Source organism: Pedobacter sp. HMWF019 (genome assembly GCF_003061025.1).
Taxonomy (GTDB): domain Bacteria; phylum Bacteroidota; class Bacteroidia; order Sphingobacteriales; family Sphingobacteriaceae; genus Pedobacter.
In genome coordinates this window covers 21,373-43,239 of sequence record NZ_QAIL01000136.1, presented here as the reverse complement: position 1 = coordinate 43,239, position 21,867 = coordinate 21,373, and the positions used below count along the sequence as shown (strand labels likewise).

Annotated in this window: 15 protein-coding genes; all 15 read left to right on the top strand. The window is 42.5% G+C overall.

The features are described from left to right. The first annotated feature begins 21 nt into the window (after positions 1-21). The 15 genes from DBR11_RS30525 to DBR11_RS08590 all read left to right on the top strand — a co-directional run bounded on the left by DBR11_RS30525 (position 22) and on the right by DBR11_RS08590 (position 21,744). Complete coding sequence (locus tag DBR11_RS30525) at positions 22-888, top strand: PKD domain-containing protein (protein WP_108551633.1); 867 nt, start codon at positions 22-24, stop codon at positions 886-888. Positions 889-943: 55 nt separating this feature from the next. After that, complete coding sequence (locus DBR11_RS08655) at positions 944-2,068, top strand: acyltransferase family protein (RefSeq protein WP_108551631.1); 1,125 nt, start codon at positions 944-946, stop codon at positions 2,066-2,068. Between the two features lie 23 nt (positions 2,069-2,091). Then, positions 2,092-3,642: a DUF4832 domain-containing protein gene (locus DBR11_RS08650; RefSeq protein ID WP_108551629.1), complete on the top strand. Its 1,551-nt coding sequence runs from the start codon at positions 2,092-2,094 to the stop codon at positions 3,640-3,642. Positions 3,643-3,654: 12 nt separating this feature from the next. Then, positions 3,655-5,268 (top strand): glycoside hydrolase family 31 protein, encoded by a 1,614-nt coding sequence (locus tag DBR11_RS08645; RefSeq protein WP_108551627.1) that lies wholly within the window; start codon positions 3,655-3,657, stop codon positions 5,266-5,268. Between the two features lie 14 nt (positions 5,269-5,282). Continuing rightward, positions 5,283-6,842, top strand: coding sequence for a right-handed parallel beta-helix repeat-containing protein (locus DBR11_RS08640; RefSeq protein ID WP_108551625.1), 1,560 nt, complete (start codon positions 5,283-5,285; stop codon positions 6,840-6,842). 28 nt (positions 6,843-6,870) lie between these two features. Further along, complete coding sequence (locus tag DBR11_RS08635; protein WP_108551622.1) at positions 6,871-8,001, top strand: phosphotransferase enzyme family protein; 1,131 nt, start codon at positions 6,871-6,873, stop codon at positions 7,999-8,001. A 4-nt stretch (positions 8,002-8,005) separates the two neighbouring features. Next, a complete protein-coding gene (locus DBR11_RS08630) occupies positions 8,006-9,355 on the top strand; it encodes a Gfo/Idh/MocA family protein (RefSeq protein ID WP_108551620.1) in 1,350 nt (449 codons plus the stop codon). Between the two features lie 138 nt (positions 9,356-9,493). Next, positions 9,494-10,063, top strand: a complete 570-nt coding sequence (locus DBR11_RS08625) for an RNA polymerase sigma-70 factor (protein WP_108551619.1) — start codon at positions 9,494-9,496, stop codon at positions 10,061-10,063. Positions 10,064-10,139: 76 nt separating this feature from the next. Next, a complete protein-coding gene (locus DBR11_RS08620; RefSeq protein ID WP_108551618.1) occupies positions 10,140-11,285 on the top strand; it encodes a FecR family protein in 1,146 nt (381 codons plus the stop codon). Positions 11,286-11,460: 175 nt separating this feature from the next. Next, positions 11,461-14,823: a TonB-dependent receptor gene (locus tag DBR11_RS08615; protein ID WP_108551616.1), complete on the top strand. Its 3,363-nt coding sequence runs from the start codon at positions 11,461-11,463 to the stop codon at positions 14,821-14,823. Positions 14,824-14,839: 16 nt separating this feature from the next. Further along, the gene (locus DBR11_RS08610; RefSeq protein WP_108551614.1) at positions 14,840-16,381 is read left to right on the top strand and encodes a RagB/SusD family nutrient uptake outer membrane protein; all 1,542 of its coding nucleotides are present in this window, start codon (positions 14,840-14,842) and stop codon (positions 16,379-16,381) included. Positions 16,382-16,392: 11 nt separating this feature from the next. Continuing rightward, a complete protein-coding gene (locus tag DBR11_RS08605; RefSeq protein ID WP_108551612.1) occupies positions 16,393-18,036 on the top strand; it encodes a glycoside hydrolase family 27 protein in 1,644 nt (547 codons plus the stop codon). 33 nt (positions 18,037-18,069) lie between these two features. Further along, positions 18,070-19,791: an endo-alpha-N-acetylgalactosaminidase family protein gene (locus tag DBR11_RS08600; protein ID WP_199233800.1), complete on the top strand. Its 1,722-nt coding sequence runs from the start codon at positions 18,070-18,072 to the stop codon at positions 19,789-19,791. 152 nt (positions 19,792-19,943) lie between these two features. Then, complete coding sequence (locus DBR11_RS08595; RefSeq protein ID WP_108551610.1) at positions 19,944-20,534, top strand: RNA polymerase sigma-70 factor; 591 nt, start codon at positions 19,944-19,946, stop codon at positions 20,532-20,534. A 52-nt stretch (positions 20,535-20,586) separates the two neighbouring features. Then, on the top strand, positions 20,587-21,744 hold the full coding sequence (locus DBR11_RS08590) for a FecR family protein (RefSeq protein ID WP_108551608.1): 1,158 nt from the start codon (positions 20,587-20,589) through the stop codon (positions 21,742-21,744). Positions 21,745-21,867 lie beyond the last annotated feature (123 nt).

The window sequence follows — 21,867 nt, the reverse complement described above, 5'->3', positions numbered from 1 at the left end:
CACATTGTAATATGTAAAATTATGAAAAATTTAAAAGCTTATCTGCTCTTGCCGTTGATCGCTATGGCAAGCTCAATATTCAGCTCCTGTAAAAAAGATAAAACCGAGATAAAAACCGATTTACTATATGAAGTTGTCGTTGATGGTGCCAGCGCAACCTTTACCGTAAAAACTGCGGGCGTAGCCAATTACAAATGGGATTTTGGAGATGGTAAAACCTCCACCGAGGCCAACCCGACACACGTTTATCCAGGCAAGGGCAAATACGTGCCAACCCTGGTGGCCTCAGTAAACGGACAAAGTGCAGAAGCATCGACCGTATTGCGAATCGCTAAAACATCACCTGTAAAAATCAATGACAACTCCTTCGATGACTGGGCTACGGTAACCCAAAATGTGATTCCCCTAGGAACAAAGAAGGGCGTTTTTAATATGGTGAAACTGGATTACGATGGCAATTATGTATATCTGTATGCTGAAATGACCGGCAAAAAAGCAGATGCAGTGATTTTTGACATGTACATAGATTCAGACAACAACCCGGCTACCGGCTTGTTGACAGGCACGTTCACCGATGGTGGTTATGATATTTTGCTGGAGGGTCAGCTGCTCACAGCGAGTTTAGACGTTTTTTACCACAACAGTACCAACCAGAATGCTTTTTCATTTGCTCAACAATCCATAGCCGAGGCCTATACCCTGGGTACCGTGAAAGAAGAGGGAGGCCTTGTGAAATTTGAAATGCGTTTGGCACGCGGTAAACTTAAAGGCTTATCGGGTTCGGGACTGCGGATCGGTTTACAGGCTATAAAAAATGACTGGTCAGTCACTCTAGGTAGTGCCCCGGACGACGGAACCTCGAGTTTCTTTTTAGATATGAGCGAATAGTTTTTATACCCTAACCTGTTTTAAACTGTAAATAAAACATATATCCTGGTAACTTATGGCAAATATTTTAACTGCTGATCCGTTGGCTAATGGACGTTTAGTGTCCTTAGATGTTATGCGCGGTATGATCATGATACTGCTTTGTGGGGAAAGTTGCATGCTTTACGAAGCCATAAAGCATGTAGATTCTGTCCATACTACGGGTGGTTTGATCACTCAGTTCTTTCATCATCCCTGGCACGGACTGCGATTTTGGGACTTGGTCCAGCCCGCGTTCATGTTCATGGCTGGTGCTGCGATGTATATTTCTTACCATCGTAAAATGGCCAAGGGCCAAAGCTGGGGTGATAACCTTAAACATGTTCTTATTCGCAGCCTGAAACTTTTCATCTGTGGAGTGGCATTGCATTGTTTTTATGCCGGCAAACCTGTTTGGGAACTTTGGAATGTGCTGACGCAGCTGGCATTCACCACTATGGTTGCTTATTTGATCATCGACAAGTCCTATGCCTGGCAATTTGCCTTGAGTATTGGTTTGCTATTGTTAACCGAAATTTTGTACCGTACTGTAGAGATACCAGGTTTCAATCAGCCCTTTACAGAAGGAAAAAATTTTGGTGCATATGTCGATACCTTGCTCATGGGCAAAATAAACAGCGACGGCTGGGTGGCCATCAATTGCATCCCTACAGCAGCGCATACCATTTGGGGCGTGCTGGCCGGTAAGCTACTGATCTCTGGTAAAACAAGTGCTTACAAAATCAAGATTTTAGTCCTGGCAGGCTTGCTTGGTCTGGTCATCGGTTTTGGCCTTGACCTGTCGGGCATTACCCCAATCATCAAACGCATCAGTACAAGCTCGTTCACATTTGCCTCTGTGGGCTGGGTCTTGCTGATCCTGGCCGCTGTGTATTGGTTGGTTGATGTAAAGCGTAAGACCAAATATGCCTGGATCTTTACCGTAGTTGGGATGAACGCCATATTTATTTACCTGTTCTTTGAAACGGTTGGGGTGCAATGGCTGAATGCCAAAGTCGCCATTTTTACGGGTGATATGTTACACCTGTTCCTAAATGTGCCGGTCAATATAGCTGCAGTGGCATCGGCCCTCGCAGCATTAATTGTGGAATGGGGCCTGTGTTACTGGCTGTATAAGCGGAACATCTTTTTTAAACTATAAACTAAACCTGATAAAATACCATCATGATAAGAAAATATATAGTCTATGCATGCAGTATTTGCCTCATCGCAGTCCTGCTGTTCATCTCGTGCAAAAATAAGGAAGATGAACTGGTTAAAGTGGAAAAGGTAAATGTTACTTACATCGAAAGTAATGAGGATTTTCCTAACCCGGAGCGTGGCTTTTACCGCTATTCTGAAGTACATTCCAGTAATTACACGGTACTGACTGAGGCAGAGCTGAAAAGCTACCGCTCACCACAATCTATCGAAACGGCAAACTACAAAGTGTTAAGTACCCTCGTTTTCAGGTATTATATTTTGGATGATGTGGCGAATAAAGCCATATCAGCATCATTCCTGACCAATATAAAAAAGGATTTCGATGCCGCACGTGCGGCAGGGGTTAAACTGATCCCCCGTTTTGTCTACACGGCAACTGCAAAGCCGGGTAATTGCCCCGAAGGTTTTATTTGCCCCTTATATGGTGATGCACCAAAAGCGATTATCCTTAACCATATTACACAGCTGAAACCTGTTCTGCACGACAATGCCGACGTCATTGCCTGTATACAATTGGGTTTTATAGGTACCTGGGGAGAGCAATACTACAGCGATTTTTTTGGCGATGCATCGAACAACGGTGGTCAGGACAACAAACTGACAGACAACAACTGGAAAGACCGGATAGAAGTGATCAAAGCAATGCTCGACGCTGTACCTGCCGACCGGATGATCCAGCTGCGGTATCCACAATTGAAACAGCGCTATCTCTATGGCATTAATTCGCCCCTTAGTTCTCCTCCATTAACAGAAAGCGGCGCATTTAACGGAACTGATATTGCCCGCTTAGGCTACCACAACGATTGTTTCATGGCCAGCGCTAATGATTTTGGTACTTATGAAGATTATGGCAACAGTTCAAGCCCGCGTACCTCTGACGGTACGGTATTAAACACCTTAAAAGATTATTCCAAAGCAGACAGCAAGTTTGTCGTTGTAGGTGGCGAAACCTGCTCCGACGACTATAGCCCGGCCAACGACTGCGAACCCGCCGGAAAAATCCAGGCAGAGTTTGCAGCCCTGCATTACAGCTTTATTAATGCGCATTACAATACAGACGTTAATAACGACTGGCAAGATGGTGGTTGTATGGATCATATTAAGCGCAACCTGGGTTATCGTTTTGTATTACAAAGTGCACAGTTGCCAGACAATCTGGTAAAAGGCACCAGTTTGAACTTTGTCTTGAACATCAAAAATGCGGGCTATGCATCCCCCTATAATAAACGCCCGGCGAAATTACTATTGCGAAACACCAAAACAAACGAAATAAAATCATTTGACATGGCTGCTGATGTTAGGAAATGGTATAGTGGAGATAACAAAGTAACAGAAAGTATTAAAATTCCTGCCGATTTCCCTGCCGGCGATTATGAAATGCTCCTGAGTCTGCCCGATGCCTATGCCAGTATTGCAACAAAGCCGGAGTTTAGCATCCGTTTAGCGAATAATGGTGTCTGGGAAGCAACAACAGGTTATAATAAGTTAAATCATATTCTGAAAGTTCAATAAAAAACCAAGTATATGATTAAGATCTTTGTAACAGGCTTATTTTTACTTATGATGGCGGGTCTTCCAGATACAAGACTTTTTGCACAAACCGTTGTTCCTATTAAAGAGGGCGAAAAATGGTATGGAGGTGCTGTAAATGATGCTCATCTGATGCCTTTTAAAGATGGTTACAGTCTGGATATGTATGGCGATACCCGCGGTAACCAGGCTGCACCACTATTGGTATCTACCAAGGGCAGGTTCATCTGGAGTGAGGAACCCTATAAGTTCACTTTTGATAAAAATATACTAACCATCAGCCATCCGAAGTCCATACTCATCATTGACTCGGCAGGGAAAAATCTGCGTGAGGCTTTTAGCAACGCCTCAAAGCGTTTCTTTCCGTCAAAAAACAAATTGCCCGACACCTTATTACTGAGCAGGCCACAATACAATACCTGGATAGAGCTGGTTTACAACCAGAATCAAAAGGACATTTTAAGTTATGCCAGGGCAATTATTGACCAGGGTTTTCCACCCGGAGTGATCATGATCGACGACAACTGGGCAGATTATTATGGCAGGTTTGATTTCAGATCAGACCGGTTTAGTAATGCAGCGGCTATGGTAGATACACTGCACCATTTGGGTTTTAAAGTCATGTTGTGGATGAGTCCCTTTGTATCTCCTGATACCGAAGTTTTTAGAGAACTGCTGGCTAAAAAGTTCCTGCTGTTTGACAACGAAGCAGAGGCAGGCAAGCCTTGGGAAAAGGCAGAGAAACCCGCCTTGATCTCGTGGTGGAATGGCTACAGTGCTGTGCTTGATCTTACAAACCCGGATGCCAAAGCATGGTTTCGCGGCCGTTTGGATCATATGGTTAATACCTATCATCTGGATGGCTTTAAATTTGATGCAGGGGATGCCGATTTTTATCCACCCAATGCAGTTTCATATAAAAAAGCAAGTCCCAATGAACACAGCCGGCTTTGGGGCGAAATGGGTTTACACTATCCACTTAACGAGTACCGGGCCATGTGGAAAATGGGAGGTGAGCCTTTAGTACAGCGTCTGCGTGATAAAAAGCACAATTGGGAGGATTTGCAAAAGCTGATACCACACCTCACCACTGCAGGCCTGCTGGGTTACCAGTTCAGCTGCCCGGATATGATCGGTGGTGGAGAATATGGGTCATTCATCGGTAAAGATAAGCTGGATGAACAACTGGTGGTACGCTCGGCACAGTGTTCCGCTCTGATGCCAATGATGCAATTTTCGGCAGCACCATGGAGGGTATTGTCAAAAGAGAATCTGGCAGCTGTCAAAAAGGCCGTTGATATTCGAGCAAAATACACACCTTATATTCTTCAATTGGCCAAACAGTCCGCTGCAACCGGCGAACCCATTGCCCGAAGTATGGAGTACGAGTTCCCTAACCAGGGCTTCGCTGAGGTAAAAGGACAGTTTATGCTGGGCAGCAAATACCTGGTTGCCCCAATGCTAACGAACGACCCGGCCAAAACCATTTATCTGCCAAAAGGCAGCTGGAAAAGCGATCTGGGTAAAAAGATAAAGGGACCAGTAACCCTTACAACAGAAATAGCACTGGACAGACTGCCAGTATTTGAACTATTAAATGTGAATTAATTAAACTATATTTTATGAAAAAAGTGCTCTTATTAGGAATATTTGCGGTGATCATGACCGCTTGTTCCAAACAAAATGAAATCAATGGTCTGTCTGTCGAAAATGCAAAAGCAAGTTCGAAGCTAAACGTCCTGGCAATCACCAGCTATTATGTTAATGGTACATCTGGAAATGATGCAAATGCAGGGACTTCTATCTCTACAGCGCTCAAGACCATCCAGGCCGCCTTATGGAAAACCACCGATGGTGCCGGTGCTACTATTTATGTAGCAGAAGGTACGTATAAGGAAAGAATTTACTGGCCAAATTCCGGAGCGTCGAGCGCCGAACCCATTACTTTAACAAATTACAACAATGGGGTTGTGACCTTAGATGGAGTTGATGCAACCAACAATGCCCAAAATGAGATGATTGGTATAGCCAATAGAAGCCATATCAGGATCGATCATATTAATATCGCCAATAATATCAGAAGTAACGCTAAGGGGATTTATATGATAGGTTCGGGCAGTGATGTTCATTTTACCTATTGCAAAATTTATAATATAGGCTGGACCAGCAATTCCAGCGCCATACCAACAAGCACGGATAATGCCAATCCAATGGTTGTTGTTGGATCAGCAGGAACATCTTATGCGGATATATACATTGGTAGTAATGAAATATATAACTGTAACACGGGCTACAGCGAGGGTATGACCTTAACCGGTAATGTTGAAAACTTCTTAATAGAAAGCAACATCGTTCACGATATCAAGAATATTGGTATCGATTTGTCAGGTCACTATTCCTGGGCTAACCCAACTGCCAGCGTTAATTTTGCGCGCAATGGAAATGTGAAATACAACAAAGTATATCGCTGTGTTTCTCCGGTGGCTACTTCCGCAGGTATTTATGTAGATGGAGGCAAATGGATCAATATTGAAGGGAATACTTGCTACGAGAATTCAACAGGTATTAGTGCGGGTTGTGAAAACAACAATAACAACACGGATGGCATCAACATCAGAAGCAATTTCATCTATAATAATGTAGAAGCCGGGATCATTATGGGATCAAATGCTCCCAACAGTAAGGTCATTAATTCAACCATCACAAACAATACACTATTTAAAAATTTCTCAAAAACGGGTTGGGGAGGAGAGATACATCTTCAAAACACAGACCAGCTCGTTGTAAAAAACAACATCATTCAATCGGCAAGTAATATCGTTGTAGTTGCTTCTTTGGGTTATACTTCAACCAATCTGGTATTTGACTATAACAATTACTATTCCCTTTCGGGCTCTGCATCCACGGTTACTTTTGACTGGGGAGGAATTAACGGCACAACTTATGGCTCTTTAGCAGCATTTAAAGCCGGAACAGCTCAGGATGCCAATTCAAAATATACCATCCCTTCCTTTGTTTCTGCAGTCTTACCAAGTCCAAACCTTCATTTGACCAGTGCTTCCTTATGTGTTAATGCGGGCTTACCTTCATTTATTGCACAACCGGGCGAATTCGATATCGATAAGGAAGCAAGGGTGAGAAATGGCCGTGTCGATATTGGGGCAGACGAATCAGCCTATTAAAATTATCCATTAATCTTAACTGTTTATTTTGAGAAGAATTAAGAACTTATTTGAAATCACATCTAAATTCAGATGTCATGTGGATGTTTCTACAATTAAGCCTTATGGATCAGGGCACATCAACGATACCTATCGTTTAAAAAATCTGGCGGGTATAGAGTACGACTATTTACTGCAAAAGATCAATAATGATATATTTACAGATGTACCCCGTCTTACAGAAAACATGTGCAGGGTCATTGCTCATCTTAAGAGCAAAATGGACTTATCGGGTGAGGGAGATCCTCAGAAAGAAGTCATGACGCTGGTGGCCACTAAAGCAGGACCCTACTTTTATGAAGACAGCAATGGCGCTTACTGGCGGATGTGCCTCTTTTTAAAAGACACCCGAAGCTATGATGTTGTGGAAACAGAGAAACAAGCTTATGAAGGAGGAAAGGCCTTTGGGAAATTCCAGGCTATGCTTTCTGATCTTTCAGCAGACATCATGCATGAAGTGATCCCTGATTTTCACAACATCCAAAAAAGACTGGGCCAATTGAGCCTGGCTATACAGCAAGATCCTCTGGACCGTGTCCAGCTTGTTTCCCAGGAACTGGAAACCATAAAAAAACGGAGTGCAACGATGTCTTTTTTCCAGGAGGTAGCACAACAACTTACACTGCCCAGACGGGTTATCCATAACGATACCAAATTCAATAATGTATTGTTGGATTTGAATGGAAATGCTCAATGTGTCATTGACCTGGATACCGTGATGGCTGGTTATGTAGCCTATGACTTTGGGGATGCTATTCGTACTATTGTCAATACTGCACCTGAAGATGAAATAGAATTGTCTCGTATTCAGCTCAATCTGGACCTGTTTAATGCCTATACCAAAGGTTACATGGAATCCGCTGCCAGCTTTTTAAACGAATGGGAGTTGCGGTCTTTAATAAAGGGTGTGCTTTTAATGCCCTATATGCAGGCTGTCAGGTTTCTGACCGATTATCTGAATGGTGATAAATACTATAAGATCAGTTCTGCTGAGCATAACTTGCAACGCACCCGGGCACAGCTTCAGTTGCTGAAATTGCTGGAAGCACAGGGTACCACTATGGAAGAGAGGATCCTGTCTGAAGCAAAAAAACGAAAAAAACAGTTTGTTAAATTATAAGATTATGAATAGAAGACATTTTTGTGCCAATGGGGTTGTCGGATTGGCAGGACTAACCTTAATGCCATCCAGTTTGCTGTTTGCCCGGGCAAAAGACAAGATCCGTCTGGGATACATTGGTGTAGGTTTAAGAGGCCGAAATCATATTACAGAAGGGCTACTTCGGTCTGATGTTGAAATAACGGCTATCTGCGATATTCAGGAGAGCTCCTTAAAATATTGCCGTGCGCAATTTGTAAAGGCGGGAAAGAAATTGCCAGCCGAATATACAGGAGGGCTTGATGCCTATAAGAAATTATTGGAACGTAAGGATATAGATGCGGTGATCATTGCCACACCCTGGGAATTTCATAAGGAGCAGGCAATTGATGCCATGCGGGCTGGGAAATATGTTGGCTGTGAAGTTATAGCTGGGATTACCGTAGAAGACCATTGGGAAATTTTAAAAGTCTATGAAGAAACCAAAGTCCCATATATGACGCTGGAGAACGTTTGTTACCGGCGTGATGTACTGGCTGTATTGAATATGGTGCGAAACCAGGTTTTCGGGGAACTGATCCATCTCGAGGGTGGATACCAGCACGATCTCCGTGGCGTTTTATTTAACGATGGAAGGAATTTTGACGGTAAAGGTGGAGAATTTGGTCCCAATACAGTAGGTGAAGCCCAATGGCGGACGCAGTGGAATGCAGATCGCAATGGAGACATCTATCCCACACATGGTGTAGGTCCCATCATGCAATATATCGATATCAATAAAGGTAATCAATTTACCAATCTGGTTTCTTTTGCCTCTAAATCCAGGGGTTTGCACCAATATATTGAGAAAGTATCCCCGGGAAATAAAAACTTGTCAGTCAATTTTAAGAACGGTGATCTGGTCACCACAATGCTCAATTGTGCAAATGGAGAAACTGTAACACTGACCCATGATACGCATTTGCCAAGACCTTATTCTCTGGGTTTTCGGGTGCAGGGAACGCAGGGCCTGTGGATGGATGTTGCCGATGCGATTTATGTGGAGGGAAAATCTGCCAGTTATGACGAATGGGATAAAGCGAAGGTCTGGCTCGACAAGTATGATCATCCCCTTTGGAAAAAGTACGAACATCAGGCCGATGGAGCAGGACATGGAGGGATGGATTGGTTCGTTTTTAATGCCTTCGTAGAATCGGTTAAACAACGCCGGCAAACGCCTATAGATGTTTATGATTCACTAACAATGAGTGTCATCACACCGCTCTCCGAGAAATCAATTGCAGAAGGGAATATGCCGCAACAGTTTCCGGATTTTACAAAAGGCCGATGGAAGGATCTAAAAAATACATTTGCCTTAGACAACAGTGGTTTCTAAATAATCAGGCATCGAAAATGGACAAAGATCCTTTTGAAGAAGCTTCGAGTATTTTTTTGTTTGATACCTGAACTTAAATTTGAAATTATTGGTTATCATTGATAACTTAATTTTAAATTTAAGTTCAGGATAAAGAAAATGTCTGTTTATAAGGAATTTAGTGATCAGGACCTTACAAGGTTATTGAAAACCGGTGATGGTGCTGCACTTACTGAAATCCATGCGCGTTATTATAGTATCTTATATATGCACGCTTATAAACGTTTCCCTTACAGAGAAGAGGTGCGAGACATTTTGCAGGAGCTCTTTACCTATCTTTGGGACCATAAATATGAAATTGAACTTCATTTAGGCTTACCAGCGTATCTGTATGCTTCTGTGCGTAACAGAATTCTGAACCTTCACAGAAATCAAAAAGTAAGAGGAAAATATAGCAAATCCATGCAGGCTTTCATAGAGCAAGGTACGAGTATAACCGACGAACAATTGCGGGAAAAAGAGCTTAGAGCTTTGATTGATAAGGAAATAGCTGCACTGCCACCGCAAATGCGCATTATTTTTGAATTGAGTCGGAATCAGGAACTTAGTCACAGCGAAATCGCAGATAAACTCGATCTGAGTCCTCTGACGGTTCGTACGCAGGTGCGTAACGCGCTTCGAATATTGCGGGGAAAACTCGGTCCATATGTTTTTTTTATCTGGTTCTAAGTTTTTTTTAAAACGATCTACCCCCTAAGGCAACATGCCGTGTCTTTAGACTATATATGCCAAAAATCCCCATAGCATGGAGCTGAATGAAATTCATAACTTGTTAGATAAATACAACAACGGTCAAGCAAATGATGACGAAAAAGCCTATGTAGAAAGTTGGTATTTAGCTCAAGGCGACTCTACCCAATTCCCGCAAGCCCGCGACCTGCTGGAAGACTTTTTTAACAGCCGGAAGATTCTACACATGCACATGCACGGCAAACAGTCTTTGGTGCTCCTTCGACGCATTATAGCGGGAGCTGCAATTGTTATTCTTTGTCTGAGCATTGGTTATTATTGGCACCTCAGGGTAACGAGCCGGCCTACATTAAAAGAACAGGTAGTAAAAAGTGGCATCAAACCAGTTGGTAATAAAGCCAGTTTGCTTTTGTCTAACGGTAAACGTATACAACTGGAAGATGGAAAAAGTGGTGCTGTGGCAGAGGAGGCCGGCATCAAAATCATTAAAAAAGCAAATGGGCAACTTGTTTATGAGGCTATTGGCGGGCGAGCTTCTGACTTGAAAAACGTACTTTACAATACCATTGAAACACCAAGAGGAGGGCAGTACCAGGTTAATTTGCCTGACGGCACCAAAGTGTGGCTCAATGCAGGGACAGTCTTTAGATATCCTGTGTGTTTTGGTGTCGCAAAGGAAAGAAGAGTGGAATTGACCGGAGAAGGTTATTTTGAGGTTGCTAAAGACAAAAGACATCCATTTATTGTCCATAGTCCGGCACAGGAAGTAGAGGTATTGGGTACACATTTCAATATTAACGCTTACATAGAAGAGCCGGCTGTAAAAACAACTTTGGTCGAAGGTTCCGTATCCGTTTATACGCTAAACAAAAAAAACGTGTTAAACCCTGTTCTGCTGAAGCCAGGGCAGCAGGCTGTTCTTGATACCCATGGGTTAGTTGTCCATGAAGCTGATACAGAACAGGAGATTGCCTGGAAAAATGGAGTTTTTCTTTTTAATGATGAGCCGCTTGAGCTCATTATGCGTAGAATATCCAGATGGTATGATGTAGATATAGAATACCAGGGCGGGGACAGGAAGCAGTTGTACGGCGGTGGAGTATCCCGTTATGAAAATGTGTCAAAAGTTCTTGAAAAGCTTGAACTTCTTGGTGGCATTCATTTTAAGATTGAAGGAAGGAGGATTTATGTCATGAAATAAACAGCTACACTTTGAACGGCACGTCAATTTATAAAAACCGGGAATGTAATTCACATACCCGGCTGATGTTTTGATTTGCAATTCTCTTAAAAGGGAAACATGTAAAATAACCATATCGCGATAGCCCGATTTTCGAGGTCCAGGCTGCCGCAGCTAAACCAAAACAACCAAATATATGAAATTTTATGATTTCTTTGGCCCTAAGCCCTGTGCTTATGCCCAAGGACAACTACTGCGGATTATGAAAATAACCACCATCATCCTAACGGCCTTTTTGTTACAGGTTAGTGCTTCTACCAAGGCACAGCGGATCAACATGAGCACGAGCAATTCCAGTCTTAAAAAGACGTTAGCAGATGTAAGGAGACAGACAGGTTTTATTGTCTTATACAAATCGGAACAACTGAAGCAGGCGCAACCAGTTAGCGTACATCTTGATCATGCTACTTTAGAAGAAGCTATGAAAGAAATATTGAAAGGGCAGGATTTGACCTTTCTCATCCGTGATCAGTCTATATTAATTCTTCAGAAAGAAAAAACTGAAAGGGAGCATTTTTCTAATCCTTTTAATATCGATGTAAAAGGAAGAGTCATAGATGAAAATTCAAAACCTTTGTCTGGGGCTTCTGTTAAAGTGAAAAACGGCAATAAGGTAGCCTCCTCCAATGCCAACGGAGAATTTACATTGAGCAACGTTACTGAAGATGCTTTACTTCAGATCTCTTTTATCGGTTATCAGACCCGAGAGGTCAAAGCAAGTGAAGACCTAAGTAATATCGTGCTTAGTCCATCAAATGATAAGCTTCAGGAATTGGTTGTTGTAGGCTATAACAGTCAGAAAAGGGCCAATATTACAGGAGCTGTAGTTACTCTTCAGGCAAAAGATATTGATAACAGCTCTGTGGTCAATCCTTTACAATCTTTAGAAGGCAAAGTTCCAGGCTTAAGTATTACACAGGGAAGTGGTCAGCCGGGTGTTGAAAAAATAAGTGTGACCTTGCGAGGGCCAACTTCTTTTGCCAAAAATTCTCCCAATACACCTTTAGTACTCATCAATGGTGTAGTGGGAGATATAACCACATTAGATCCCAGTTTTATCGAAAGTGTTACGGTATTAAAAGATGCATCAGCTGCTATTTATGGTGCCAGGGGAGCAAACGGAGTTATCTTGGTTACTACAAAGACAGGAGCGAAAGACAGTAAGCTAAATGTGGAATTCAACAGCAGTTATGTGAATCAATCTGCTATTAACCAGCCCGCAAGAGTGTGGAATTCTGTAGACTATATGACCATGAAAAATACAGCTATTCAAAATGCTGGTGGTGGGGCTACACCTTATGATCAGAATACCATTGATCTGTATAAAAATACTCCAGGCATAAATTATCCCAGTTTTAACTGGTGGGATTTTATGGTTAAGCCGGTCAATATATTTAACAATACGCTCTCTATAGGAGGGAGAACCGGCAATACCAATTTTCATGCAGGAATGGGCGTCTGGAACCAGGATGGCATTGTAAAAGGTTTCAACTACCAGAAATATACGGGAATGTTCAGTATGGATTCCGAAGTGAGCAAAAGGTTCAAATTTGGTGTTTCCTTCAACGGCGTTTCAGATCCTGAAAAAGAGCCATATAATGGGGTTAACGATGTACTGCTGGCGACACTTGCCCAGGCACCAACTTATTCGCCCTATGTTTTGGACGGTTCCGGTCATTATGCCTGGAGAGCATGGAATGCAGAATGGCCACAGAAACCTCCCCTGGCAGTTACAGAGAATGGAGGTCAGTGGACCAACCGCTTTCTGCTTAATGCAACAGCTTATACTCAGCTCCGGATACTTGATCATTTAACCTGGGAAGTTAAGGGTGGCATGCGTTCCGTTACAACAGATGTCAAAGCACAAACACCAGTCATTCCGATTTATAACTTTATTACTGGTGCAAAAGAAGGATATTCCAATGGTGTTCAGACAATAGATCTTACCCAAACTTCCAGAGATTCAAAATATTATACTGCTTATACCACCCTCAACTATACCAGGACATTTTTTAATGATTTAAATCTTGATGTCTTAATCGGTGCCAGCGAAGAAAAGTCAGTAGATAAAGCTTTGCAGGGCTATCGTCGCGGATTTGCTTCTCAGGAACTTGATGTCTTGAATGCTGCACCTTCTGACGGACAGAGTACGGGAGCCTCTCAGTCAGATTACTCCCTTCGTTCCCAGTTTGGCAGATTTAACCTGAACTATAAAAGTAAATACCTTATGGATGTAACGGTCAGGCGAGATGGAAGTTCCCGGTTTCCTCCTACCTATAAATATGCTTATTTCCCTTCCTTAGCCCTTGGCTGGAGGATCAGTCAGGAATCCTTTTTTAGCAAAAATGTATCCTGGGTTGATGAACTTAAACTTCGTGCCAGCTATGGAAAACTTGGAAATGATAATGTAAATGGAAATTATCCGTTCCAATCCACTCTTTCAACGGGTGCTAACTATCCCTTTGCCGATCAGGGCGGCGTACGTCTTGGAAACCTGGCCAATGAGAAGTTAAAATGGGAATCTACTTCGAGTAAAAATATCGGACTGGACTTCAGTATAAAGCATGGCCAGCTTTACGGGTCTTTTGACTACTATATTAAAACCACTTCAGATATCCTCCGTCAACAGCAGGTTCCCGCTTATTCCGGAGCAGGCAGCCCAAATGTTAACCAGGGCATCGTAGACAATAAAGGTATTGAGCTGATCATCGGACACAGGGGGAAAATTGGTGAGCTTACCTACGGACTTGAAGGCAATATTACCAGACAAAGAAACAAATTAAGGAATTTCGGCGCACCGGCCTATAATGGAAATACTTTTATGAAAGAAGGTTATGAAATGAACCGTTATTTCACTTATCAGGCAGATGGCATTTACCAGTCACAGGCAGAGATCGACAACGGACCAAAAACCCCATGGGTGGAACATCCCGGCGATGTGAAGATCAAAGATGTAAACGGTGATGGTAAGGTAAACGCCGATGACCGGGTTGATGTTGACGGAATTAATCCGAACTATTACTATGGCTTAAATATCTATGCCAATTGGAAAGGATTTGACTTCTCTCTCTTTTTGCAAGGAGAACAAGGCAGGAAAGCTTTAGTTACGGGTGAATACAGTACTCTGATGCCTTTTGGAGGAGGCACCGCTCCGTTAACCTGGTGGCAGGATTCATGGACACCAGAGAACCATTCCACGGTTAAGCCCATCATGGATTATTATTATGGCCCAAATGGAGGATCTACCAGGCAGGCGAGTACCTTCTGGTTAAAAGACGTCTCTTATTTAAGGGTAAAGAATATAACCATTGGGTATACTATACCTGCGGCATTAACCAGACGCGCGGCTATGCAGAAAGTACGGGTCTTTCTTAATGCACAAAATCTTTTTACGATCACCAAGTATGAGTTTGGCGATCCGGAAAATCCGTCTAATGGCGGGGCATACACTTATCCATTAATGCGTTCACTGACATTCGGGTTAAATATTCAGTTTTAGCATTTTAAAAATATTGATGATGAAAAAAATAAATTATAATATATATATATTATGTCTGCTGCTTGTAGCAGGTCTTTCTTCCTGTAAAAAAAACTTTCTTGATCTTAGTCCGCATGATGCCTTGTCTGCTGGTACTTTCTGGAAAACAGAAAAAGATGCCACAATGGCCCTTACAGGTTGCTATAATACATTGCTCGGGAGCAGATTCAATATGGATACTTACCCACTTTGGGATTGCTATTCTGATAATGCCTGGGACTGGAATAATGCTGTAAATGCCAAAAGTGCGATGACAGGACCAATTAGTCCGTCTACCGGTGGATTGGTCGCTGACCTTTATAACGATACCTATGGTAAAATTGCTACCTGCAACTATTTTCTGGACAACGTAGATAAAGTGCCTTCATCTACCGATCAGAAGAACAGTTGGAAAGCAGAAGTTTTGTTTTTGCGTTCCTTTTATTATTTCCATCTCTCTGAGTTTTATGGTGGTATTCCTTTAATTTTGCATCCTTATTCTGTAACGGATCCCCTGATTAAAAAATCTTCTAAAGAAGCAGTAGTTACGCAAATTCTTGGCGATCTGGACTGGGCAATTTCATATCTTCCAGATGCTGTGTATACCGATGGACATGTTGTAAAAGCGGCAGCAATACTGCTCAAGGCTAAAATACAACTCTATAACCAGAAGTATGCTGATGCTGCTGCCAGTGCACAACTTATTATTCAAAACAACAAATTTCATCTGTATCCCCGGTATGATAAAATTTTTCAGGACGCAGGGCAGGGGACAGATAACACTGAAATTATGTTTTCAGTAAAATACCTCAGCCCAAACTTTGAGAACAACAGTGCCGTCAGATATGGCTGGTGGATGAGTGTTTTGCCTTTCCAAAATATGGTAGATGATTATGAAGGAGCAGATGGTTTGCCTATAGGAAAATCTGCGGTGTATAATCCGGCATCTCCATACGACAAAAGAGATCCAAGATTAAATCAGACAATTATGGTACCTGGCTCTTCCTATGGTTTTGGAGGTGAAGGCTATCCTGACTGGAGTCCGAGAATTCCTTTACTTACCCCGCCACTTAAGTATAATCTTAGAAAATATATAGATGCTGATAAAAACAGTACAGATTTAGGCAGTCATTGTCAGAATGATGTTGTGCTCCTGCGGTATGCAGACGTACTGCTTACTTTTGCAGAAGCACAAAATGAAGCAGCCGGTCCTGGTGCCGATGTTTATAAGGCTATTGACCTGGTCAGGTCAAGAAGCGGAATGCCAACGGCAGAAAGTGATCCTTCTGCACAATCTCAGTCTGGGCTCAGAGAAAAGATACGGCATGAAAGAAGGATTGAATTTGCTTTTGAAGGACAACGCTTAATGGATTTGAAAAGGTGGAAAATAGCCGATCAGAAGATCAATGCAGTAGGACTGGATCAAGCACCGACTAAATATGTATTTCAAGCCAATAACTATCTCTGGCCATTTCCACAATCAGAGGTCGACTATTTCCGAAACCATGGAGCTGATGTAGGTCAAAACCCAGGTTATTAATTTTTAATACCATGAATAAGATCAAACATAAAACTTACCTCCCTGTCTTTTACCTTCTTTTGTTTTGTTCTACGGGAATCGCTTTGCGATCAAGTGCACAGGAACCCTTAGCAAAAATGAAGGATACGATCTATGTTAAAGGAACAAAAATACCTGCAGCTATTGGAGCTGCAGGTCAGGAAGCAGAGATCCTAACACCTAAACCGGGCCCGGTACCTAAAATCAATGGTCCAAAGATCTACGGCTGCCGTCCCGGTCATCCTTTCCTTTACCGCATTCCTGCAACTGGTATAAGACCGATCAGCTTTTCTGCGCGAGGCTTACCACAGGGACTTCGTATCCATAAAGAAACCGGAATCATTACCGGTCAGATCCAGAAAAAAGGAACTTACAGGGTTAAACTTTCAGGAAAGAGCCGTTATGGCAAAGATACCCGGATATTGGAGATTAAATGCGGAGACCAGATCAATCTCAGTCCGCCAATGGGCTGGAACAACTGGTATGCTCATTATGAACGCATCACCGATCAAATGATGCGCGAGGCAGCCGATCACCTGGTAAGCAGTGGTATGGCTGATGCTGGGTATCAGTATATTAATATTGACGACTGCTGGATGAATGCACAGCACCACAAGGATCTCGGTCGGGTGGGCCGGGCACGGGATGCCATCGGAAACATACTTCCTAATTCCTATTTTCCAGACATGAGATCGCTAACCAATTACATTCATGGAAAAGGATTGAAAGCTGGAATTTACACTTCGCCAGGGCCAACCACCTGTGCTGGCTTTACCGGGAGCTATGGCCATGAGGCTGCAGATGCCCTGCAATTTGCAAAATGGGGTTTTGACTTCCTGAAATATGATTATTGTTCTTATGAATACCTGGAAAAAAAAATCAGGGATAGCCTTCCCGGAATTACCTCGGATCAATTGATGAAGGCGCCGTATCTTAAGATGGGTTACATGCTTAAAAGCCAGAGCCGTGACATCTCTTTTAACCTATGTCAGTATGGCAGAAATGATGTTTGGGTCTGGGGAAGCGAAGCCGGAAATTCCTGGCGTACGGGGGCTGACCTTGGGCCGGAACTTAACCAGTTCTTTGAAGTCGCGCTTAAAAATGCTGTACATGGAAAATGGACAAGGCCAGGGGCCTGGAGTGACCCGGATTATATACAGATTGGATATGTCGGCAACACAAATGGAATGGGCCTCCCCGAACTGACCAGATTAAGTCCGGTAGAACAATACTCCTTTATGTCTTTATGGGCATTGCTGGCCGCACCCTTGTTCTATAGCGGAGATCTGACCAAGCTGAATGATTTCAGCCTGAATGTTCTTTGTAATGCTGAAGTGATTGATGTTGATCAGGATTTACTTGGGAAATGCGCATCAGTTGTTTCTAAAACGGAAAATACTTTTGTCCTTGTTAAAGAACTTGAAGATGGGAGCAGGGCTATTGGTTTATGTAATAAAGGAGAAACACAGGAAAGAGTCACTGTAAAATGGAAGGAAGCCGGTCTGCCCGATTCAAGCATGAACATACGGGATATATGGCGTCAAAAAAATATTGGAACTGCAGCGCGCGAGTATACCGCAATGGTACCGACCAGGGGAGTTGTATTAATTAGAGTCATACCTTCCTTAAAAAAATAAGAAAATATTAAAAACTCAACAAACACGTTTTAGATGAACAGAACAATCATTTATACCCTCTTTATAGTGCTGGTGTCTATGACACTTTATACCAGAGCATCAGAGGTTCAATTGAAGTCCATATCACTTTATTCAGATAAAAAAGTACTTAATCCCCTCTTGCATCCTGGAGAATTTGCAAAGCTATCTGTCTCTGCCGTAGACAAAAATGGACAGCAGGTAAAACTCAACCCTTCAGAAATCAGCTTTATGGTGAAGAGTAAACTTTCAAGTGATGCGCTGCCTGTTCTGGTCCTTAAAGGTGATCAGGCCTTTGCTGGTGAAGGAGGGCTTGCAACCATCACTGTAACAGTCAAAAGGAATACACAAGTATTTACAGCAAGTACAGATATTGTTGTTAGACCATACTACCGGGAATACCATCAAATACTGGTTATGAAACTGATGATGGGTATGGAAGGCGAACCTGTAGAACGTCTTGAAAAAGAACCGTTGTTTCAGAACGCGCATGATGTAATTTGCACCTTTGAACAGGCATTTGATGTGATCCGGAAAACGGATAATCTGACCATGGGCATTCCTAAAATCATTTACCTGGTTGGATGGCAGAAAGGTGGCCACGACCATCTTTATCCAGCCTGGGATGAAGTCAATCCCAGGCTTAAACGCAAACAGGACAAGACTGCTCTGGAGAGTCTGAACTGGCTTATCCGCGAAGGACGAAAATATCATACTACAGTGAGCTTGCACATCAATATGGCGGATGCCTATAAAAGTAGTCCGTTGTGGAATGAATATTTGAAAAAAGATGTTCTGGCCAGAGACATCAATGGGCGGGTATTGAGCAGCAGTATCCAAATTAAAGGTGATAGTCTGTATAATGTGAGTTATACACGGGAATGGGCTGAAGGCCTTGCGCAGCGCAGAATTGACAGATTGGTGGAGATGATTCCAGAATTAAAGATCGGCCATACCATTCATATTGATGCTTTTGTATCGAAAACGGAATTTCAGCCTACACTCAGTCCATGGCATGCCAAAAAAGAAAATGGTGGAATCGACATTTTCAAAGAGGCCGAAACACAGCATAAAATATTCAGGTACTGGAGGGCAAAAGGATTCGATGTTACAGGTGAAGGATTGTTTTGGGCGCATCCTCCGGGAGAGGGCTTCTATGGATTGCAACCCATGTCATGGTGGTATCCAGCTGATATTGGATTTCAAATGAACACGCCTGAATGTCTTTCTGCCAGAGGGCGTACTGATCGTAAAGGAGACGGGGATTTCAGGTTTGGATCAAGTATGCACGGAGAAGAGATTTTTGTTCAGGACAAGGAAAACCTTCCGGGTTTTAAAGAACAATTTTGTAGAACAACCCTGCCCTGGTTTTACTTAAGCCAGCACAGCAGGATTGCTCTACAGGGAGATACATTGCTTTATTCGGAAGGTATCAAAGCATTTAACCAGAAAGGTCACCACCTTATCAAGCAGGGCGAATTGATGTTAAGGGACAATAATGATCTTTTTGTTCCTGCTTTATGGGAAAAAAATAGAATTATTGCCTACAGCGAATCCGGATATGAGCATAAGCAATGGGTTTTGCCACTGAACTGGCAAAAAGTAAAATTTGCAGATCTATATGAGATCACTATAAACGGCCCGGTATTGCTATCCAGACGAATTTCGTTGAAAAATGGAAAAATAAAACTGTCTGTTGTAAAGAACCAAGCCATTTATATTGTTCCTTCAGCGTAAAAAACAGAGATCGTTGAGTTAAAAAAGAGGCGGTATTTACCGCCCTTTTTTTTTGAAAAGGAAACCTGGAAAAGTGCGTGTCAGATAATTTTCATTAAAAAAGTCAAGTATTTTTGAATTCCTGTTTATTTGTATAGATTCGTTCAGTAAAAATGGTGTTACAGCAGGAAATATATAGTGACCAGAATTTGATCAGCTTGTTAAAGCACGATGAGCAGGCTGCTTTGAAACATATCTATGCGAAGTACTGGAAGAGATTATATCTCTCCGCATATAGTATTATCAGGGATGATGCACAATGTCAGGATATTGTGCAGGATGTTATCCTTCAGATGTGGATGCGCAAAAATGATGTTGTTATTGAGTCTCTGAAGTCCTATCTTTTTACTGCGGTCAGATATAAAGTTCTTACTTATATCAAATCTGCAGGCAACCGCAAAGTCTTTGTTGAACCCGGTGAGCTTGAAAGACTGGCAGGTATGGAAGAACTCAAAGACAGGCTTGCGGAAAATGATATTAATCAGCTGGTTGATCTGAACCTTTCTTCTTTGCCTAAACGCTGCCAGGAGGTTTTTTTGCTGAGCAGAAAAGAGTACCTCAGTAATAAAGAGATCGCAGAGCGTATGGGAATTAGTGTTAAAACCGTTGAAAACCAGATGACCATAGCACTTAGACATCTTCGTAAATCTATGGGAGATCATGTATTCTGGATAGCCGTAATGCTACCACTGATCTGTAAGTGAAAAAATATTTTATTTTTTTGGGGGCTAAGTCCCTTTGATAAGACGTATCTGTATGGACACCTCTGCAATTGATCAGGAATTTCGGGAACTCGCAATAAAATGTTTGGATAAAACCGCGACAGAAGAAGAGCGGAAAAAGTTTGACCAGATCTATGGACAGCTTTTAAAGAGACATGCCGTTTGGGACAGCAAATTAATGGGTGAAGAAACAAACACTGAAAATCTCATCTTTCAATCCCTGATAGACAATGTGAGGAAATATAAAAACCGTAAACGTACATTTAACCTGTACAGATATATTTCTGCCGCTATACTGCTCCTGGCGATAAGTGCAGGTATATATTTTATCCGGTTCAGAGAACAGGCCGTTGTAAAAGCCGATCAAAGCGTGGTGATCCACGCGGGAAGCAACAAGGCGGTACTTACACTGGCCAACGGTCATAAGATTATTTTAGATCAATCTAATAAAGGAGAAATCGCCAGACAGTCAGGAATCCGTATCAGTACCACTGATCATGGAGAACTGGTTTATGATATCTCTTCCGGCCCGGAAACAAATACCGGAAATACATCTGGGTTGAACACCATTGAAACACCTTCAGGCGGAGAATACCAGGTAATCCTTTCAGATGGTTCCCATGTGTGGTTAAATGCACTGTCTTCCCTTAAATATCCGGCAACTTTCCCAAATAAAGGCGGGCGTAAAGTAGAATTAAAAGGGGAGGGGTATTTCCAGGTGGCCAAAAACAAATCCAATCCATTTCAGGTCTATACGGGCCGTCAAACAGTGGAAGTTTTGGGTACCCACTTTAACATAAAGGCCTATAAAGATGAAGCAGATATTCGAACTACACTTATAGAAGGTTCTGTGAAAGTTAGTGCCGGACAACAGAGTGTGCAAATTGTTCCCGGTCAGCAGGCAGTGCTAGATGCCCGGCATGCGCTGAATGTTAGATCAGCAGATACAGGCTCTGCTATAGCCTGGGTCAATGGTGATTTCGTTTTCAATAGTGAAGATATGGGGAGCATCATGCGGAGTATCAGCCGCTGGTATGCTGTAGAAGTTATCTTTAAGGATAACCTCACTGATAAGAAATTTACAGGAACAATCTCCAGGTACAAAAATGTAACTGAGGTATTGAATATGCTTGAATTAACAGGATTGGTTCATTTTAAACTTGAAGGGAGGAGGATCCTGGTCATGAAGTAATTTTACAAAATTTCTCTCTTTCTTTCAGCACGTTCACTGCAGTAAGAGACCGGAAGAAATCCGGGGGCGCGCTCACGCCACCGGATCAGATCCCGACGCTCATCGGGACTATTGTCCGGGTAC

What these genes read in the sequence shown, in the direction of transcription:
- DBR11_RS30525 (WP_108551633.1), top strand. Translation starts at nt 22, where the DNA reads ATGAAAAATTTAAAAGCTTATCTGCTCTTGCCGTTGATCGCTATGGCA.
- DBR11_RS08655 (WP_108551631.1), top strand. Translation starts at nt 944, where the DNA reads ATGGCAAATATTTTAACTGCTGATCCGTTGGCTAATGGACGTTTAGTG.
- DBR11_RS08650 (WP_108551629.1), top strand. Translation starts at nt 2,092, where the DNA reads ATGATAAGAAAATATATAGTCTATGCATGCAGTATTTGCCTCATCGCA.
- DBR11_RS08645 (WP_108551627.1), top strand. Translation starts at nt 3,655, where the DNA reads ATGATTAAGATCTTTGTAACAGGCTTATTTTTACTTATGATGGCGGGT.
- DBR11_RS08640 (WP_108551625.1), top strand. Translation starts at nt 5,283, where the DNA reads ATGAAAAAAGTGCTCTTATTAGGAATATTTGCGGTGATCATGACCGCT.
- DBR11_RS08630 (WP_108551620.1), top strand. Translation starts at nt 8,006, where the DNA reads ATGAATAGAAGACATTTTTGTGCCAATGGGGTTGTCGGATTGGCAGGA.
- DBR11_RS08625 (WP_108551619.1), top strand. Translation starts at nt 9,494, where the DNA reads ATGTCTGTTTATAAGGAATTTAGTGATCAGGACCTTACAAGGTTATTG.
- DBR11_RS08620 (WP_108551618.1), top strand. Translation starts at nt 10,140, where the DNA reads ATGGAGCTGAATGAAATTCATAACTTGTTAGATAAATACAACAACGGT.
- DBR11_RS08615 (WP_108551616.1), top strand. Translation starts at nt 11,461, where the DNA reads ATGAAATTTTATGATTTCTTTGGCCCTAAGCCCTGTGCTTATGCCCAA.
- DBR11_RS08610 (WP_108551614.1), top strand. Translation starts at nt 14,840, where the DNA reads ATGATGAAAAAAATAAATTATAATATATATATATTATGTCTGCTGCTT.
- DBR11_RS08605 (WP_108551612.1), top strand. Translation starts at nt 16,393, where the DNA reads ATGAATAAGATCAAACATAAAACTTACCTCCCTGTCTTTTACCTTCTT.
- DBR11_RS08600 (WP_199233800.1), top strand. Translation starts at nt 18,070, where the DNA reads ATGAACAGAACAATCATTTATACCCTCTTTATAGTGCTGGTGTCTATG.
- DBR11_RS08595 (WP_108551610.1), top strand. Translation starts at nt 19,944, where the DNA reads ATGGTGTTACAGCAGGAAATATATAGTGACCAGAATTTGATCAGCTTG.
- DBR11_RS08590 (WP_108551608.1), top strand. Translation starts at nt 20,587, where the DNA reads ATGGACACCTCTGCAATTGATCAGGAATTTCGGGAACTCGCAATAAAA.